Annotated in this window: 13 protein-coding genes and 1 pseudogene; 8 read left to right on the top strand and 6 right to left on the bottom strand. The window is 70.2% G+C overall.

Annotated elements, in window-relative coordinates:
- Positions 1-61 precede the first annotated feature (61 nt).
- Together murJ and EDD30_RS19720 are read right to left on the bottom strand one after the other, a co-directional pair.
- Entirely contained in the window at positions 62-1,849 is a 1,788-nt protein-coding gene (gene murJ, locus EDD30_RS19715; RefSeq protein ID WP_394328333.1) for a murein biosynthesis integral membrane protein MurJ, read from the bottom strand.
- 208 nt (positions 1,850-2,057) lie between these two features.
- A complete protein-coding gene (locus tag EDD30_RS19720) occupies positions 2,058-2,957 on the bottom strand; it encodes a hypothetical protein (protein WP_071810089.1) in 900 nt (299 codons plus the stop codon).
- Between the two features lie 65 nt (positions 2,958-3,022).
- Here EDD30_RS19720 and EDD30_RS19725 point away from each other — a divergent pair, with 65 nt between their 5' ends.
- Both EDD30_RS19725 and EDD30_RS19730 read left to right on the top strand, forming a co-directional pair.
- Positions 3,023-4,453, top strand: coding sequence for a CCA tRNA nucleotidyltransferase (locus tag EDD30_RS19725; RefSeq protein ID WP_071810088.1), 1,431 nt, complete (start codon positions 3,023-3,025; stop codon positions 4,451-4,453).
- A gap of 89 nt (positions 4,454-4,542) precedes the next feature.
- The gene (locus tag EDD30_RS19730; protein WP_244945618.1) at positions 4,543-4,944 is read left to right on the top strand and encodes a methylated-DNA--[protein]-cysteine S-methyltransferase; all 402 of its coding nucleotides are present in this window, start codon (positions 4,543-4,545) and stop codon (positions 4,942-4,944) included.
- A 48-nt stretch (positions 4,945-4,992) separates the two neighbouring features.
- Here the strand turns inward: EDD30_RS19730 and EDD30_RS19735 are convergent, their stop codons facing one another.
- Together EDD30_RS19735 and EDD30_RS19740 are read right to left on the bottom strand one after the other, a co-directional pair.
- Complete coding sequence (locus tag EDD30_RS19735) at positions 4,993-6,072, bottom strand: inositol-3-phosphate synthase (RefSeq protein WP_071810099.1); 1,080 nt, start codon at positions 6,070-6,072, stop codon at positions 4,993-4,995.
- A gap of 20 nt (positions 6,073-6,092) precedes the next feature.
- A complete protein-coding gene (locus tag EDD30_RS19740; RefSeq protein WP_071810100.1) occupies positions 6,093-6,701 on the bottom strand; it encodes a PadR family transcriptional regulator in 609 nt (202 codons plus the stop codon).
- A gap of 212 nt (positions 6,702-6,913) precedes the next feature.
- Between EDD30_RS19740 and EDD30_RS19745 the strand changes: the two genes are divergently transcribed.
- The 3 genes and pseudogenes from EDD30_RS19745 to EDD30_RS19755 all read left to right on the top strand — a co-directional run bounded on the left by EDD30_RS19745 (position 6,914) and on the right by EDD30_RS19755 (position 11,989).
- Positions 6,914-7,381, top strand: coding sequence for a DUF5318 domain-containing protein (locus EDD30_RS19745; RefSeq protein WP_071810087.1), 468 nt, complete (start codon positions 6,914-6,916; stop codon positions 7,379-7,381).
- Positions 7,382-7,720: 339 nt separating this feature from the next.
- On the top strand, positions 7,721-10,312 hold the full coding sequence (locus EDD30_RS19750; RefSeq protein ID WP_244945318.1) for a transglycosylase domain-containing protein: 2,592 nt from the start codon (positions 7,721-7,723) through the stop codon (positions 10,310-10,312).
- A gap of 164 nt (positions 10,313-10,476) precedes the next feature.
- Positions 10,477-11,989: pseudogene (locus EDD30_RS19755) on the top strand (glycosyltransferase family 87 protein).
- Between the two features lie 176 nt (positions 11,990-12,165).
- On the opposite strand, the gene EDD30_RS40720 reads toward EDD30_RS19755, so the two are convergent.
- Entirely contained in the window at positions 12,166-14,205 is a 2,040-nt protein-coding gene (locus EDD30_RS40720; RefSeq protein ID WP_244945619.1) for a hypothetical protein, read from the bottom strand.
- A gap of 657 nt (positions 14,206-14,862) precedes the next feature.
- Complete coding sequence (locus tag EDD30_RS19775; protein ID WP_071810085.1) at positions 14,863-15,639, bottom strand: deoxyribonuclease IV; 777 nt, start codon at positions 15,637-15,639, stop codon at positions 14,863-14,865.
- A gap of 127 nt (positions 15,640-15,766) precedes the next feature.
- On the opposite strand from EDD30_RS19775, the gene EDD30_RS19780 reads away from it, so the two are divergent.
- The 3 genes from EDD30_RS19780 to EDD30_RS19790 all read left to right on the top strand — a co-directional run bounded on the left by EDD30_RS19780 (position 15,767) and on the right by EDD30_RS19790 (position 17,936).
- The gene (locus EDD30_RS19780) at positions 15,767-16,738 is read left to right on the top strand and encodes a hypothetical protein (protein WP_143163069.1); all 972 of its coding nucleotides are present in this window, start codon (positions 15,767-15,769) and stop codon (positions 16,736-16,738) included.
- Between the two features lie 290 nt (positions 16,739-17,028).
- The gene (gene rpsF / locus EDD30_RS19785) at positions 17,029-17,319 is read left to right on the top strand and encodes a 30S ribosomal protein S6 (protein ID WP_071810083.1); all 291 of its coding nucleotides are present in this window, start codon (positions 17,029-17,031) and stop codon (positions 17,317-17,319) included.
- A 65-nt stretch (positions 17,320-17,384) separates the two neighbouring features.
- A complete protein-coding gene (locus EDD30_RS19790) occupies positions 17,385-17,936 on the top strand; it encodes a single-stranded DNA-binding protein (protein ID WP_071810082.1) in 552 nt (183 codons plus the stop codon).
- The last annotated feature ends 13 nt before the right edge of the window (positions 17,937-17,949 follow it).

Raw genomic sequence — 17,949 nt, forward strand, 5'->3', positions numbered from 1 at the left:
GGCCGGTCGGCGTGGCGGATTCGGCTGTTCAGTGGGTTATCCACAGCGTTGTCCACAGCGATCAGCGCCCGATTTTGCGACGCACCATCCCGATGACCTGATGCACCTCGCGGACCTTGAGCAGCAGGGCCGCCCCGAGGTAGGCCAGCATGACCACCCCACCACCGATCACGACCTGCAGCGCCGCCGCGGGGCGTTCGGGCGTGTCGCCCCCCGGCAGCACCTTGACGACCAGCAGGCCGGCCGCGGTCGCGACCGCCGCGGCGGCCAGCACCTTCAGCAGGGCGGCGGCGACGGACCCGAGGTTCAGCCGGCCGATCCGGCGGCGCAGCACGGTCAGCGAGATCAGCGCCGAGACCAGGTAGGAGACCGCGTTCGCGCCGGTCATGCCCGCCGCCGTGAGCGACTGCCCGAGCGCCTCGGCGACGATCAGGTAGCCCACGATCCGCAACGCCACCACCGGCACGTTGATCAGTGCGACCGTACGGTTGCCCTGCAGCGCATAGAAGGCATAGGTGCACAGGTAGCTGACCGACAGCGGAATCACCGTGAACGCCGCGACGGCGAGCACCCCGCCGGTGGCGAAGGCCTGGTCGTAGCTGAGCGCGCCGCCCTGGAACAGGGTGACCGAGATCGGCACCCCGAGCACGCCGTAGACGACGCAGATCGGGGCCAGGGCGGTCGTGGTGAGCCGGATGCCGCGGCTGAGGTCGGCGCTGACATCGGCGTACCGGCCCTCGGCGGCGGCTGCGCTCATCTTCGGCAGCAGGGCGGTCATCACGGACACGCCGATGATGCCGTGCGCCATCATCGTCAGCAGGAAGACGTTGTTGTACGCCAGAAGGCTCGCCTTGCCGTCGCCGCCGATGCCGCTCAGCACCCGGGCGACGAGGAAGACCGAGATCTGGTTGACGCCGACGTACACCAGCATCCAGCCGGCCAGGCCGCCGACCTCGCCGAGGCCGAGCGCCCGGGGGTTCCAGCGCCAGCCCCAGGTGAAGCCCACCTTGCGCAGGGCGGGCACCAGACCGGCCGCCTGCACCACCATGCCGAGCAGGGTCCCGCCACCGATCAGGGCGATCCGCCCGGGCGTCATCTCCTCCGGGGTCAGGCCGTCCGCCGTACCGAAGAACAGGATGAACGCGCCGCAGGTGGCGATGACGACGAGGTTGTTGAGGATCGGCGCCCACATCGGCGCGGCGAAGTGTCCGCGCACGTTGAGCACCGCGCCGATCAGCGCCGACAATCCGGTGAAGAAGATGATCGGGAGCATGAGGTACGACAGCGAGGTGACCAGGTCCTGGTACCCGGCGGGCGCCCGGGAGCTGGACTGGACGGCGGTGATCACCGGGGCGGCCACGGTGACCAGCGCCGTCGCCGCGCCGAGCGCCACCACCGCCAGGGTCAGCAGCCGTTGGGTGAAGAGCTCGCCGCCGTCCGGGTCGGCCTTGCTGCGGCGTACCAGCAGCGGGATCAGGACGCTGGACAGGACGCCGCCGAGCAGCATCTCGTAGACCTGCATCGGCAGGAACTGGGCGCTGGTGTACGGGTCGCCGATCGCCTTGCCGAGCGTCATCCCGATGAGCATGTTGCGGACGAAGCCGATGAGGCGGCTGACCAGGCTGCCGGCCGCCATGATGACGCTGTTGCCGGCCGTGCTGCGGCTCTCCTCGGCGGGGCGTTCCCGCGGTGCGCCGGCCGGGTCCGCACCGGGTGCGGTGCCCTCGGTCCGGGCGGTCGCGCTGCTGCCGTAGACAGTGCCGCTGCTGCTGCCGCTGCCGCCGCTGTTACTGCTACCCCTGCCGTAGACAGTGCCGCCGGTCGGTCCGGCGTTCGTGGGCGGGATGATTTCGGGGGGCAGTGCCTGGTCGGCGGCCGCGGTGGGGAGGACGCCCGTGCCGTCGACGGAGATCAGCTTGGCGCCGTCGGACGGCTCCGGCTCACCGTCGGGCGCGGCGTGGGCGCTGCGGTACAGGCCGCCGCTCACCAAGACCTCCCCAGGGGTACGGACACAGAAGCCACCCTAGCCAGGCTGGTCCCGCGGCGAACGGTGCCGGTCACACGTGGTGGCGCACCAGCGTGCCGGGTGCCACCCCGGCGAGCGTCTCGACCATCCAGCAGGCCTCGAGCGGGACGAGGGGCTCGCTCAGCGCGTCCAGCACGGTGGGGTGGTCGCAGCCGGCCTCGGTCAGCTTCCCGAGCAGCGTGCCGACGGGACGCAGATCGCCGGTGTCGGCCATGTTCCGGGCGAGCGGGCGGACCCCGGCGTACCACTGCTCCTCGGGGAGGCGGGACAGTCGGCCCGCTGCGCGGCGTACCAGCTCGGAAAGCCCTTCGTGCGGGAAGCGCGCGCCGCCGCGGACCTGGAGATGCGCGGGCGCCGGGAGCGTGTAGGCCGCGATCGCGGCCTCGTCGAGGACCTGCGGGGAGGGCGCGGGCGGGCGCGGCCACCAGTCGGCGTCCGCGAACAGCGGCAGCGGTGTCTGCTCCGGGCCGGTCGGCGCGGGCGGCGGCACGTCGCGGCGCAGCGACCGGTACGCCGCCTCGCGCACCGCCGCAACCGTGGTCCCGTCATCCTCGGCGGTGACCGGCGCGAACGGGCCCAGCAGCGCCACGACCAGGCCGGGGTGCGGCAGCGTCGGGTCCTCCAGCGCGATCACCCGGGCGCAGAGCTCGAGCTCGTGCCAGCGCAGCGCCGCGGGCCACGGTCGGCCGGGCGCCGCCCAGCCGAGCTGCACCGGTTCGCTGGTCGCCGGTTCGCGCAGGCCCAGCGTCTGCTCGCCGGTGACTAGGTCGAGATCGAGCACGAGGCCGTACCCGCCGGTGACCGGCAGCGAGACGCGCAGCTCGGCGGGCTCGGGATCTTCGGCCGCGCCGGTCTCGGCCCGCAGGAGCGCCCAGAATCCGGGGTCCTCGCTGAGGCGGCGCAGCGCCTCGGTAACGGGCACGACGCCCATCCTGCCCGCTGCCCTTGGGGACCGCCACGACCGCCGCCCGACTGGCTGGATACTCTGGTCGCCTGATGTCAGTCTTGAATACGGCCCAACGCAACGCCGTCCAGGAGTTGCTCCGGGTCTCTCCCGTCGCCGACGAGCTGGGGCGCCGCTTCGGCGCCGCCGGCCATGAGCTGCACCTCGTCGGCGGATCGGTGCGCGATGCGCTGCTCGGCCGCCTCGGCGACGACCTCGACTTCTGCACCGACGCGCGCCCCGAGCAGACGCTCGAGCTGGTCAAGAGCTGGGCCGACGCGATCTGGGAGACCGGCCGCGAGTTCGGCACGATCGGCATCCAGAAGAACGGCCTGCGGCTGGAGATCACCACGTACCGCGCCGAGGCGTACGACGGCGTCACCCGCAACCCGGTCGTCGAGTACGGCGACAACCTCCTCGACGACCTGCGCCGACGCGACTTCACGATCAACGCGATGGCGGTGAGCCTGCCGGGGCACGTCTTCACCGACCCCCACGGCGGCCTGGAGGATCTGGCCGCCGGCGTGATCAGGACGCCCGCGCGGCCCGAGGAGTCGTTCGGCGACGATCCACTTCGGATGCTGCGAGCCGCCCGATTCGCCGCGAAGCTGGGGTTCACTGTGGATCCGGCCGTTCTGTCCGCTATGCGCGCTATGGCGGCGGATCTGGACCGGATCACCGCCGAGCGGATCCGCGACGAGTTCACCAAGCTGCTGTCCGGTCAGGATCCCGTGGGCGGCCTGCGCCTGCTGGTCGACACCGGGCTCGCCGACCGCTTCATCCCCGAGATCTCCGGCCTGAAGCTGGAGATCGACGAGCACGCCCAGCACAAGGACGTCTACGAGCACACGCTGATCGTGGTCTCCAACGCCGTGCGCCTCGAGGGTGACGGCGGCCCGGACTTCATCCTGCGCATGGCGGCGCTCATGCACGACGTCGGCAAGCCCGCGACCAAGGCGGTGGGCCGCGACGGCCGGGTCAGCTTCCACCACCACGAGGTGGTCGGCGCGCGCCTGACCAAGCAGCGGATGAAGGCCATGAGGTACCCCAAGGACGTGATCTCCGCGGTGGTCGAGCTGGTCGCGCTGCACCTGCGCTTCTACGGGTACGGCCGGGGCGAGTGGACCGATTCCGCCGTCCGGCGCTACGTGACCGACGCCGGCGACCTGCTCCCCCGCCTGCACAAGCTGACCCGGTCGGACTGCACCACCCGCAACCGGCGCAAGGCGGCGGCGCTGGCCGCGGACTACGACGCGCTCGAGGAGCGGATCGCCCGCATCCAGGCCGAGGAGGATCTGGCCCGCGTCCGGCCCGACCTCGACGGCAACGCGATCATGGAGCTGCTCGGCGTGCCACCCGGTCCGATCGTGGGTCAGGCCTGGCGGCACCTGAAGGAGCTGCGGCTGGACCGCGGCCCGCTCGACCGCGACGAGGCCGAGGCGGAGCTGCTGCGCTGGGCCCGGGAGCACGGCCACATCTCGTAGTTGTCGTACCCGGGGAGCACAATCCTCTGGTGCGGCTTCTCGTGGACTCACCCATCGGCCCGCTCGGCGTGGAGCTCGACGCCGGGACGGTGATCGGCGTCCGCTTCGCCGCGTCCTCCACGTGGACGGGCGGCTCCCATCCGGTCGTGGCCGAGCTCGCCGCATACTTCGCCGGGACGCTGACCGACTTCACCGTGCCGGTCGAGATGCGCGGCGGGTCGGAGTTCGAGCGCGCGGTGTGGGGCGAGATCGCCCGCATTCCGTACGGCGAGATGCGCACCTATGGGGCTGTCGCGACGGCGCTCGGCGATCCGGGGGCGGCACGGGCGGTCGGGACGGCGTGCAACCGCAACCCCGTGCCGGTGATCGTGCCGTGCCACCGGGTGGTCGGTGCGGGCGGCAAGCTGGTCGGCTTCGGGGGCGGGTTGCCGCGCAAGCGGCAACTGCTCGAGCTGGAGGCCCGCGTGGCGCTCGAACGGGCCTGGAGCTGACAGAGGCCGGACCGCTGGGCGGCCCGGCCTCTCATTCCAGCGAGCTGGTCAGCGCTCGATCTCGCCCTTGATGAAGGCCTCGACGGCCGCGTGGGCGTCGTGGTCGTTGTACTGCACCGGCGGGCTCTTCATGAAGTAGGAGCTGGCCGAGAGGATCGGGCCGCCGATGCCGCGGTCCTTGGCGATCTTCGCCGCGCGCACCGCGTCGATGATCACGCCGGCCGAGTTCGGCGAGTCCCACACCTCGAGCTTGAGCTCGGCGTTCAGCGGGGTGTCGCCGAAGCTGCGACCCTCGAGCCGGATGTAGGCCCACTTGCGGTCGTCGAGCCACGGCACATGGTCCGACGGGCCGATGTGCACGTCGCTCTTCGACATCTCGTGGGGGATCTGGCTGGTGACCGACTGGGTCTTCGAGATCTTCTTGGAGACCAGGCGGTTGCGCTCCAGCATGTTCATGAAGTCCATGTTGCCGCCGAAGTTGAGCTGGTACGTGCGCAGCAGCTCGACGCCGCGGTCCTCGAACAGCTTGGCGAGCGCGCGGTGCACGATCGTCGCACCGACCTGGCTCTTGATGTCGTCGCCGACGATCGGCAGGCCCGCGTCGGTGAACTTCTGCGCCCAGGCCGGGTCCGAGGCGATGAAGACGGGCAGGGCGTTGACGAACGCGCAGCCGGCGTCGATCGCGGCCTGCGCGTAGAACTTGGCGGCCTCCTCGGAGCCCACCGGCAGGTAGCACACCACGACGTCGACCTGGGCGTCCTTGAGCGCCTGGACCACGTCGACGGGCTCGGCCGACGACTCCTCGATGATCTCCCGGTAGTACGTGCCGAGGCCGTCGAACGTCGGTCCACGCTGGACGGTGACGCCGGTCGGCGGCACGTCGGTCAGCTTGATGGTGTTGTTCTCGCTGGCGACGATCGCCTCGGACAGGTCCATGCCGACCTTCTTGGCGTCCACATCGAACGCCGCGACGAACTTCACGTCGGAGACGTGGTAGTCGCCGAAGGTCACGTGCATGAGACCCGGAACGCGGTCGTTGGGGTCGGCGTTCCGGTAGTACTCCACGCCCTGCACGAGGGACGAGGCGCAGTTACCCACACCGACGATGGCGACGCGGACGGAGCCCATCGCGTTTGCCTCCTTGTTCATCACGGCCGGTCCTGGTGCGGAGCCGGTATTACGGGGGGTGCATCCGCCGCCTGTTCGGCGGCGGAGGGAGTACGGCCGGAGCGCTCGTTGGTGATGAGCTCCTCCAGCCAGCGAACCTCGCGCTCGCAGGCGTCCAGTCCGTGTCGCTGCAATTCCAGCGTGTACGCGTCGAGCCGGTCCCCGGCGCGCGACAGCATGTCCCGCAGGCCCTCCCGGCGCTCCTCGATCCGACGCCGGCGGCCCTCGAGGATGCGCAGCCGGGTCGCCCGGTCGGTCCGGGAGAAGAAGGTGAAGTGCACGCCGAAGCCCGCGTCGTCGTACGTCTCGGGACCGGCCTGGGCCAGCAGGTCGGCGAACCGTTCTTTGCCCTCGGCAGTGATCTTGTAGACAACCCGGCCCCGTTTGCTCGTCATCGGCGGGACGATGTCGGTCTCGGTGGCCTGTTCGCTGATCCAGCCGGCGGCGTGCAGGCGCTTCAGCGTCGGGTACAGAGTGCCGTAGCTGATGGCCGCACGGATGGTGCCGAGCTTGGTGGCGAGCTCTTTGCGCAGCTCGTACCCGTGCATCGGGGCCTCTTGGAGAAGGCCGAGGATCGCCAGTTCGAGCATCGCGGCCACCTCCTTTGAGACGATGTATCGGGCCGATACATCGTCACCGTAGATCGGGCCGCGAAGGATGGCAAGGCGGTGTGGCGCTGCTTGCCCGGGATGCCCGCCTGGCCCCGCTTCGCCGAGGTGCGGCCGGTGATGACTCGCGGTCGCTGCGCCACGCTGTGTAGTGGCGGTCGCCGTTCGGGTGCCGACCGCGTACTCTCTTCGCCATGCGCACGCAGCGGCAGATCGTCGACTACTCGCTACAGAAGCGAGCGCTGCTGCGTGACCTGCACAACGGCAAGATCGGAACGCTCGAAGTCTGCGATGCCTCGCCGTACCTGAAAAACGCAGCCAGGTTCCACGGCGAGCCGACCGACGAGCGCTGCCCGGTGTGCCGCCGCGACAACCTCACCCTGGTGCACTACATCTATGGTGACGAGCTGAAGCAGTCCGCCGGCCAGGCCCGCAAGCTCGCCGAGCTGCCGGTCCTGGCGATGACACTGCGTGAGTTCCAGGTCTTCGTGGTCGAGGTGTGCCAGACCTGCGCGTGGAACCACCTGACCGAGCAGTATCTGCTCGGCAGGGACGCGCTCAACCCCGACGAACCACTCCAGGGCGCGGCGCTCGCCGCCTCGTCCGCCTCGGGCCGCCACCGCGAGACAGGGTCGTCGCTGCGCCGGGAGGGTCGACAGTGATGGCTCTCAACGTCGATAACGTGGAGACGACCCCGACCGACACGGGCATCCAGCGCCGCGATCGGTCATTTTCGACATCCGTCAGGGCGGCTGCGGGGATGCAGCCCAAAATGTCCGCTCGTGGCACTGCCGACGGGAGCCCCTCCAGGGCTCTCCGGGCGCGCCACCGCGACCGGTAGGTGTAACCGAATGAACTCGTACGGCGACTCGCAGTCTGCACGAGCCCGGGCCAGAGTGCCCGGGCCGTCCGCTGCTTCCACGCCTGACGACGACCCGTCCGGCTACGACGATCGACCCCCGCCCGACGCGTACCGTCGCCAGGCAGGAGGACGCGCCGCGGTGAGCGGCGCCGCATCCGTGGGCTCCGCCTCGGTGGGCGGCCGCGCCTCGGTGGGCAGCGGCCGGGCCTCGGTGGGTGGCCGCGCCTCCGTGGGCGCCGCACCCGTGGGCTCCGCCCGGGTGGGCGCCTCCGCATCCGTCGGTGCGCCGGGCCGGGCCTCCGTCGCCCGGGCCGCGGTCCGGCCGGTGTCTCCCTCCCCGCTCGGCGCGGGCCCCGACGAGCCGCACGGCCGCCGGGGCGAAGCCCAGAAGATCCTCACCAAGGTCGCCAAGAAGCGCCGCCGGACGAACATCCTGACCGCCGCGGCGGCCGTGCTGGTCATCCTGCTCGGCGTCGGCGTCGTCGGCGGGACGTGGTTCTTCGACGACGTCGAGCTGCCGGCCGATCGCCAAGAGGTGCAGAACAACGTCATCCTCTTTGCCAACGGCAAGACGCTGGCGCAGCTCGGCGACCAGAACCGCACGATCGTCCCGGAAGGGAAGATCAACCCGATCGTCAAGCACGCCGTGGTCGCCGCCGAGGACAAGAACTTCTACCGGCACAACGGCATCGACATGAAGGGCATCGTCCGCGCCGCCTGGAACAACTTCGTCAGCGACGATCTGCAGGGCGCGTCGACCATCACCCAGCAGTACGCCCGCTATGCCGCGGACCTCAAGGGCATCGACGTCAACCGCAAGCTCCGCGAGGCGGTCATCGCCCGCAAGCTCGAGGACAGGTACGAAAAAGAGGACATCCTGGGCAGGTACCTGAACTACATCTACCTCGGTGACGGCAGTTACGGCATCGAGGCGGCGGCCCAGAACTACTTCAAAAAGTCCGTGCTGACGGCTCCGGGCAGCAAGAACGCGATCACGCCGTACGAGGCCGCGGTGCTGGCGTCGATCATCAAGCAGCCGGAGGCAGACCCCAACACGGGTCACAAGGGGTACAACCCGAGAGAGAACTTCCAGGCTGCCAAGGACCGCTGGGACTACACGCTGAACAACATGCTCGAGGAGGGGTGGATCACTCCCGAGGTGTCCGCCGCGCGTAAGTACCCGAAGATCCAGCCGTTGAAGGACACCCGGTGCAAGACCTGCGCCGACGACAAGCCGGTCGGCATGATCATGCGCCACGTCAAGGCCGAGCTGCGGGCGCTGCGCATCTCCGAGACCGAGTTCAAGCGCGGCGGCTACACGGTCACCACGACGATCGACCCCGAGGTGCAGAAGGCCGCGGAGGAGGCCGGCTCGCACGACAGCGAGTCGTCCCCCATGAACAAGCAGAACAAGAAGAAGGTCCAGGCCGCGGTCATCGGCATCGACCCGAAGACGGGGCGCGTGCTCGGCTACTACGGCGGCGACAACCCCACCGGCACCGACTACGGCAGCTACGTGAACGGCGACGGCACCGGCTTCAGCGGTCGCGGGCAGTCGCCCGGCTCGTCGGCGAAGATCTACACCCTCGCCGCCGCCCTCCGGGAGAACATCTCCTTCAAGACCACCTGGGACGGCACGAAGAAGCGCGCGAACGGGACAGAGATCAGTAATGCCGGCCGAACGCCGGGCGATATCTGCCGCGGAAGAATCGAGTCCTGCGATCTCGAGACCTCGACCATCAACTCGTACAACTTCCCGTTCTACTGGATCGCGGACGAAATCGGCCGCGACAAGGTGATCGAGGCGGCCCGGGACGCGGGTCTCGAGCACCTGTGGCCGGACGAAGGCGATCCCGTCGACCTGACCAAGACCGACGCCTCGACCTGGAAGCAGAAGGGCTACTTCGACAACGAGGTCGCCTTCGGCCAGTACCACGTCTCACCGCTGGAGCACGCCCAGGGCGTGGCGACGATCGTCAACCAGGGTGTGCGCAACGACGCCCACTTCATCGAGAAGGTGCAGGCCGTCAGCCAGAAGACGGGGAAGAAGGAGACTGTCTGGCAGGCGAAGGCCAAGCCGAAGAAGGTCTTCGAGCCGGACCACATGTCGAACCTCTCGGCGGTCATGGCGAAGATTCCCGGTCAGTCGGGGAACAACCTGGACGGCGGCCGTCAGTCGATGGCCAAGAGTGGCACCTGGGAGTTCGACGGCGGCAGCGGTGACTGCTGGTACGTCGGCGGCATCCCGCAGCTCGCCGCCACCGTGTGGGTCGGCGGCGCCGGCAACAAGGTGAAGCTCAAAGAGCCCAACGGCGGCGAGATGTTCGGCTCCGGCACCCCGGCGAAGATCTGGGAGAAGTTCATCAACGCCGTGGCCGAGGCCAAGGACATGGATCAGGAGCGGTTCCCGCCTCGCGTCGAGACCGGCGACCCGAACCACGAAGCCGCCAACGGCAAGAAGCCGGTGGCGCCGCCGGAGATCAACCTCCCGCCCAACCCGGGCCAGGGCCAGAACCCGATCTGTACGACCCTGCCCGCGCTGTGCCCGGGCAACGGTGGCCAGAACAACGGCGGTGGCCAGAACGACGGCGACGGCCAGAACGACGGCGACGGCCAGGACAACGGCGGACCGGGCAACGGTGGAACCATCACCTTCCCCGATGGGGAAGGGAATGACACCGGCACCGGCGGAGGCCAGGTCGACGCGGACCGGGTGGACGGCGGAGGCTGATCCGTCGCCCGAGACATGGTGGGAAAGCCCGTCGCCCGGCGACGGGCCTTTCCCGTTGGATCTCGTTGCGCCGAAAAGTCCACGTGCGTCGCTGTGCGGAAAGACCACGTGTGTCGCTGTGCTGAAAGACCACGGAACGGGTGGATGCGGCATGATGCGGAGTCATGAGCGCGCCAACGCCTGCGACCGACCGGACTGATCTACCCGCCGCTTCCGACGGGTTCATCCGCGGCCTCTCCCAGGCGATCGGCGGGCCGGTCGGCGAGCACGCCGTCCCGCCGCTGTCCCGCCGCGGCCGCTTCTGGACGGCGCAGCGCATCATCCTCGCGCTGGTCTGCCTGACCCTGGCCGCAAGTTGGGTGCAGAAGTCGCCCTGCCAGGACGGTGACTGGCAGAAGAACGTCCAGTACACGCGCTTCTGCTACACCGATGTGCTGGCGCTCTACTACGCGGAAGGGCTGAACGAGGGCAAGGTCCCCTACCGCGACCACCCGGTCGAGTATCCGGTCGTCACCGGCTACTTCATGGGCGCGCTCGGCCTGCCGGTGCACGCGCTGGGCGACCGGTTCCCGGAGATCAACCAGGGCCGGTGGTTCTACAACGCCAACGCGCTGGTCCTCTCTATCCTCGCCGTGGCGTCCGCCGCGGTGCTGCTCGCGCTGCGCCGCCGCCGGCCGTGGGACGCCGCGATCTTCGCCCTCTCCCCCATCCTGCTGGTCACCGCGACGGTCAACTGGGACCTGCTCGCCATCGCGCTGGCCATGTTCGGCCTCTACGCCTGGGCCCGGCGGCAGCCGCTGATCGCCGGACTCCTGCTCGGCCTCGGCGGCGCCGCCAAACTCTGGCCCCTGTTCATCCTCGGGCCGCTGTTCGTCCTGGCCCTGCGCTCGCAGCGGATGCGAGCCTTCCTGTACGCCACCGGCACGGCGGTGCTGGCCTGGCTGGCCACCAACCTGCCCGTCGCCGTCCTCTACCCGACGAGCTGGAGCCGCTTCTTCGAGCTCAACGACACCCGGCCGATCGACTGGGGCACGCTCTGGTACATCGGCCGCTACCTCGACGGCAAATGGAACACCGGCGCGGGCGACAAGGGCCCGTTCCAGTGGCTCAGCGACAACATCCCAGCCCTCAACAACCTGTCGTACGCCCTGACGATCCTCGCGTGCGCCGGCATCGGAATCCTCTGCCTGCTCGCCCCCCCGCCGCCCCCGCCTGGCCCAGCTCGTCTTCCTCGTGGTCGCCGCCTTCCTCATCTTCAGCAAGGTGTGGTCGCAGCAGTACGTCCTCTGGCTCCTGCCGCTGGTCGTGCTGGCCCGCCCGCGCTGGGGCGCGATCATTCCCTGGACGGTCGCGGAGATCGGCTACTTCGCCGCCTTCTACGCCGAACTGCTCGGCGCGGGCGGCAAGCCGGTGATCCCCGAGGGCACGTTCGTGCTGGCCTCGAGCCTGCGGCTGATCACACTCGTGGTCCTGTGCACGCTGGTGATCCGCGAGATCTGGCGGCCCGAACTCGACGTGGTCCGCCACACCTACCCGGACGACCCGGACGGCGGCGTCTTCGCCGGTGCGCCCGACGCTTGGTGGATCACCACTCTGCGCAAGACCTTCATCGCGGATCCCCGCGAGCCGTCTCCATCGGAGAACCGGCCGCCCGCAGCACCGACGCCGGTGGGATGACGTTCGCCCGTTCCTTGGGCCGCCCTCCGTGGAGGTGCCATTCGGCTGTCTCTGGCGTTTGCCCGTTTCAGGGGTGGCTTCGCTTGGGGCGTTGATGCGTGTGGGGGTGACGGTCGCCTGTTTCAGGGGTGGCTTCGCTTCGGGCGTTGATGCCTGTGGGGTGGCGCTTGCCCGCTTCAGTTCAGGCGGAACAGGACCGAGTTGTCGTCGAGGTCCTCGCGGGTGATGCCGAGTGCGTCCACCGTCCGGTCGCCCGCGCGATCCCACGGTGTGCCGGAGGCCTGGGTCCGGAGCAGAAGCACCGTTCCGATGCCCAGCGAGCGGAGATATTGCACGCTGGTCGCATCCGGGAAGCTCGCCACCGAACGGCGCAGCTCCGCCTGGCGCCCCGGCGCGAAACCGCCGCCACCGTTGGCGATCGCCTGGAAGCGGCTGGTCGACCACAGCATGACGGTGTGGTCGGTCAACGCGGCGGTAGGCAGGACAAGCATCGGGCCGGTCACCGTACGCATCGCCGCGGGCTGGGCCGGAACCACCGGATGGGCGGTCGCATTCCATCCCTCGACCAGCACCAGCAGCAACGGTACGAGCGTCGCCAGCCGAAGCCACGGGCCCGGCCGAGGCGGCACCCGGGAAGCCGCCAGGTTCTCGGCACGGCGGACGAACTCGGCCACCGCCCCCGCGGCCAGGATCGCCAGGAACAGCGTGACCCAGAGCATGAGCCGACCGGGGATGCGAACGCCGAAGGACGCCGGAAGCTGCCCGAAGAGCGGCAGATAGCTCCAGCGCCCGTCGAAGAATGTCGTGCCGAGAGTGAGGGCGGCGCTGACCAGCACGGCGGCGAGCAGGACCAGCCGTTGCCACACGCGCCAGACCGAGAAGACCAGCCCCACCAGGGCGAGGGCATACAGCACGAAGCCCGGCAGCAGGGTCATCTCGGCGGGCCACACCAGGGCCTCCCGGGCGACGGCGTGCGGCGCACCCCAGATCCGCGACTCCGCCGGTCCGATGAGCAGGCTGTGGATCGGCGGCGAGAAGAACGCGATCTCTCTGCCCGCCGGCGCGGTGTCCGCCACCCGGAGGTAGGGAATCGCGATGAGCGCCCCGACGCCCGCGAGGATCAGAACCCCGAGCAGGTCGGTGACCAGCAACCGCCACCCGAACCCGCGCACGGCCGCCGGCTCCGGCACCGATCCCGAGGTCGCCACCGATCCCGAGATCGGAGCCGACGCCGGCTCCGGCTGTGGCGCTGATGCGGCGACCGGCGTCGGTGTTGACGTTGATCCTGGTTGTGGCGCTGGCGCTGGCGCTGGCGCTGGCGCTGGCGCTGGCGCTGGCGCTGGTGCTGGTGCTGGTCCCGGTTCTGGGGCTGGTGCAGCTTCTGGCTTCGGCGATCGGCGGAGTCGTAGTCGGCGTAGTAGTCGTCCGAGCTGACGCAGGAGCACGCTGCACGCGACGATCACGATGAGGCAGCCGAGCACGTAGGCGAACGGCAGTCCGAGCGAGAACCCGAGGCTGATCTGCCACGTAGCGACGATCCATCCGGCCGCCGCCCATCCGGCGTGCCGCCGAGCGGGGCGGAAGCCGTACCGCAGGGACCAGCCGTGTCCCCGCGCCAGCATCGCCAGGGCCAGCGGGATTCCACCGGCGGACACGATGTCGAGGTGCCCCTCCTGGGCGAGTCGCCACGGTGCGTAGGCGAAGGCGACCGCCCCGACCACCGCGCCCGTCCGCCCGGCGCCGAGCTGCCGGACCAGCGCATACCCGCCGATCGCGAGCAGCGCGTGGGCGAGCACGAACAGGATGTTGTACCTCAGTACGGCGGCGAGCGGGCCGCTGCCGAGCATGCCGGCGGGCGCATAGCCCAGCAGGCTGTCGCCGAACGCGAAACTGTAGCGCTCCGGGAAGAACGCGTTGGCCTGCCACAAGCGCGCGGGCTCGTTGAGGAGCACATGCCCTGCCCAGGACACTTGCCACGCCTGCCGCGACGGATCCCAGACGTCCTGCGGGACGGTGTACATCGGATAGCGCAGTGTCGGCCAGGTCAGCACCACGGCCAGCACCAGCCCACCGTAGATGACCAGGGCGTACTCGTGGATGAGCGCGCGTCCGACGGCGCGGAGGGCGCCACGGATGCGGCCCGGCCGGCGGTCGGGGGTCTGAGCGAAGGCGGTCCAAGGATCCGGCGGTGCACCGGGAGGACGAGCCGTCGGCAGCGCACCCTTCCGGCGCCCGAAGCGCCCGCCCGGCGCGACGGACCCGCCCCGCGCCGAATCACCGAGCGTGGCCGGCTCGGCCAGTGCGACCGAGCCACCGGATGCGGGCGAATCTGCGAGCGTGGTCGAGCCGGCGGGCAGGGCTGAGTCAACGGGTGCGGTGCCGTCGGCGGTGGCGGTGGCGTTGGCAGCCGCCGACTTGTCGACGGTCTCGCCGTCAGAGATGGTCACGTGCCCGTCGGCGGTGGTCGCCTGACCAGCGGTGCCGGAGGAATGAGGTGGCACGGCGGGCCGGAGGCCTCGTCCCATCTCCACCGGGTTGATCGCCCTCCCGCTGCGGCCGCGACGCAACCCGGCCCACCGCCGGAGCCTGGGCCGATCCGCCATCCGCTCCTCGACCCCGGCGACTCCAGCCTCCGCCTCGCCGGTCCCGGCCTCCGCCTCGCCGGTCCCGGTTCCACGCCTTCCTCCGCCGGCCACCGCTCCACTTGCCCCAGTCCCGGCCGGGTTCCCAGTTCCGCCTGCGGGGGCGCTGTCGGGGGCGGCTGGCTTCTCGATGTCGGGTGTGGTGGGTTCGCCGTCCCTGGGAGATGTTGCTTTCCCAGGGGCTTCGACCCGCGACCGCTCGGTCGTCATCCCGCTCCCTCGTGCCGCTGGTTAGCTGCCTGCCCGTTCCCGCAACAGAGCGATGTCCGCGGACTGGCCCTCGACCCCTCCGGGGGTCTCGACGATTGCCGGGGCGCCCGCCGCCCGGATCGCCGCTACGACCAGCTCTGGGTCGATCTTGCCATTTCCGAGGTTGTCGTGGCGGTCCCGTCCCGAGTCGAAAGCGTCCTTGGAATCGTTGGCGTGGATCAGGTCGATGCGGCCGGTGATGGACTTGACCCTGTCCACGATGTCCAGCAGCTCCTCGCCGCCGGCGTGGGCGTGGCAGGTGTCCAGGCAGAATCCCGCGCCGAACTCGCCGACCGCGTCCCAGAGGCGGGCGAGGTTGTCGAAGCGGCGGGCCATCGCGTTGTCCCCACCGGCGGTGTTCTCGATCAGGACCGGGAGGGGTAGGCCGCCTTCCTTCTCCGCGTACGCAAAGGTTTTGCGCCAATTGTCGAAACCGACGGCCAGGTCGTCGCCGGCGTTGACGTGACCACCATGGACGATCAGCGCGCGGGCACCGATCTCGGCGGCCGCGCGGGCGTGCGTGAGCAGCAGCTTCCGGCTCGGGATGCGGATGCGGTTGTTCAGCGTCGCCACGTTGATCACGTAGGGCGCGTGGACGTAGATGTCCACGTCGGACGCCTTGAGCGCCTCGGTGTCGGCGCGGGCTGCCGGGGCCTTCCAACCCTGCGGGTCGGCCAGGAAGAACTGGACGGCCTCGGCGCCGCGGGCGGCGGCTGCGGCGAGGGGGTCGGTGGGGTCGACATGGGCTCCGATGCGCATGGAAACGAGCCTACGACGCGGGTATGACGCTCACCCATTGTCGCGGAGCGGCCACCGAGTGCGTCACCGCGCCGAACAAGGCGTCGTTATTCGAGGGTATTGCACCCGAAAGCTTGAGGATGGTGGCATGTCGCGGCAAGTCCGACACCGGGTGACAGCGAGCGTGTTAGGCGGGTTCCTGCTGGGCGCGGCGATCGTCACGACGGGTACGGCGAACGCCGAGCAGGCGGGCGAGACCGGCCGGCAGGTCGTCTTCGAGGGCGGTGGGGTGCTGGGTCTGTCCTGCAAGTCCACGCCGTCGGTGGGTTCGATGACCGTGCCGGCGGAGAGCACCGTACGGATGGTCAACCGCACCGGTCACGGCGCCAACCTGCTACTCAACGGCGCAAAACAGGGATCCATCCCGGACGAGGGCTCCACCGAGGTGGTGTTCCGGCGCGGGACGACGGCGGTGATGCTCGACCCGAGCTGTGCGATCACCGACCAGGCAACACCCGTGCTGGTCACGGCCACGCCGTCCACCTCCCCGGCGACGCCCGACCCGATTCCGTCGCCTTCGGACGGGGCCACCGGCGGCAGCACCGCGGCGCCGTCCGGGCCGGGCTCGGCGCCCACCTCCGGCGGCGGGCAGTCGCAACCGGGCGGCGGCTTCCCCGCCACGGAGCACCCGGCGGCGCCCGGCGCGGCCGGCCCGGTCGTCCTGCGGCCCGACGCGCGTCCGGCGGCGGCTACCGGTCCTGCCGGCTTCCAGGCCGGATCGATGCCCCTGGGCGGTCACGCGGCGCGGACAAAGATCACCACCATGCAGGACACGGCGGGAGGCGCCGCGCCCGGAATGCCGCCGGGTGGGGACAAGACGCTGCTTCCCGGCGTACCGTCGGCGGATCTGGGGGCGACGACCGAGGCCGTGCCTGCCCACGTGGCCGGGCCGGCGACGGAGATCGCCGCGGCGGAGCCGGTGGCGGCGATGCGACCCATGTCCGATTCGCGGCCGATCGGGCTGCTCGCGCTGGTCGCGGCGATCGCAGTGCTCGGCGTCACAGTAGGGGCAATTCGGGCAATCGTGTCGCAACGTGCATCTCGGGCAACTGTCGCGTAGACTCATCGGCACAAGCTCCGCGGGGCGGCCGTTCCAACCTCATCGGTGTGGTCGTTCCTCCCCAGGTCCCACCCAGCGAATGCGGACCGGACGCCCCGCGGCTTTCGGTGAAGAGAGCCCCGTCCACGGACGGGGCTCTCTTTTTGGTTGCCCAGCTCGGCGCGGGTATGCTGGCTCGGTTCGCAGTAGCCCGCCGTGGGACGACCGCCCACGGTTTCTTTCTGCGATCGACACAAGACCTCCTGCCACGGAGAGACCGTGGCCGTTCAGCCCATAGGAGGTGAGACGTCTTGCGTCATTACGAACTCATGGTGATCCTCGACCCCTCGCTCGAGGAGCGCACCGTCGCCCCGTCGCTCGAGACGTTCCTGAACGTGATCCGCAACGCGGGTGGCTCGGTGGAGAAGCTCGACGTGTGGGGCCGGCGCCGGCTCGCGTTCGAGATCAACAAGAAGTCCGAGGGCATCTACGCCGTCGCGGACCTGCAGGCCACGCCCGAGGCGGTGGCGGAGCTGGACCGTCAGCTCAAGCTGAACGAGTCCGTCCTGCGTACCAAGGTCATCCGGCCGGAGACCCGCTGACCCTCGTTTTTGTCGTAGGGCTCTGAGAGCCTTCTGCGAACGAGAGAAGCGGCGAGGAGAAGATCATGGCAGGAGAAACCACCATCACGGTCGTCGGCAACCTGACCGACGACCCTGAGCTGCGCTTCACCCCTTCGGGTGCGGCGGTCGCCAAGTTCCGCATCGCGTCGACGCCGCGGACCTTGGACCGGCAGTCGGGCGAGTGGAAAGACGGCGAGCCACTCTTCCTCGCGTGCAACATCTGGCGTGACGCCGCCGAGCACGTCGCCGAGTCGCTGCAGCGTGGCGCTCGGGTGATCGTGCAGGGCCGGCTGCGCCAGCGGTCTTACGAGACCCGCGAGGGCGAGAAGCGCACCGTCTACGAGCTCGAGGTCGACGAGATCGGCCCGTCCCTGCGCTACGCCACGGCGAAGGTGCAGAAGATGAGCCGGTCCGGTGGCGGCGGAGGCGGCTTCGGCGGCGGTGGTGGCAACCGGCAGCCCAGCGGTGGCGGCGGAGGCGGCAACAACAACTCCTCCTTCGACGACCCGTGGGCGACGGCGGCCCCGGCCTCCGGCGGCAACCGCTCCGGCGGTGGCGGCGGCAGCTCCTCTTTCGACGACGAGCCACCTTTCTGAGCCCCGTAACGGG

The sequence above is a fragment of the Couchioplanes caeruleus genome, assembly GCF_003751945.1.
GTDB classification, from domain to species: Bacteria; Actinomycetota; Actinomycetes; order Mycobacteriales; family Micromonosporaceae; genus Actinoplanes; species Actinoplanes caeruleus.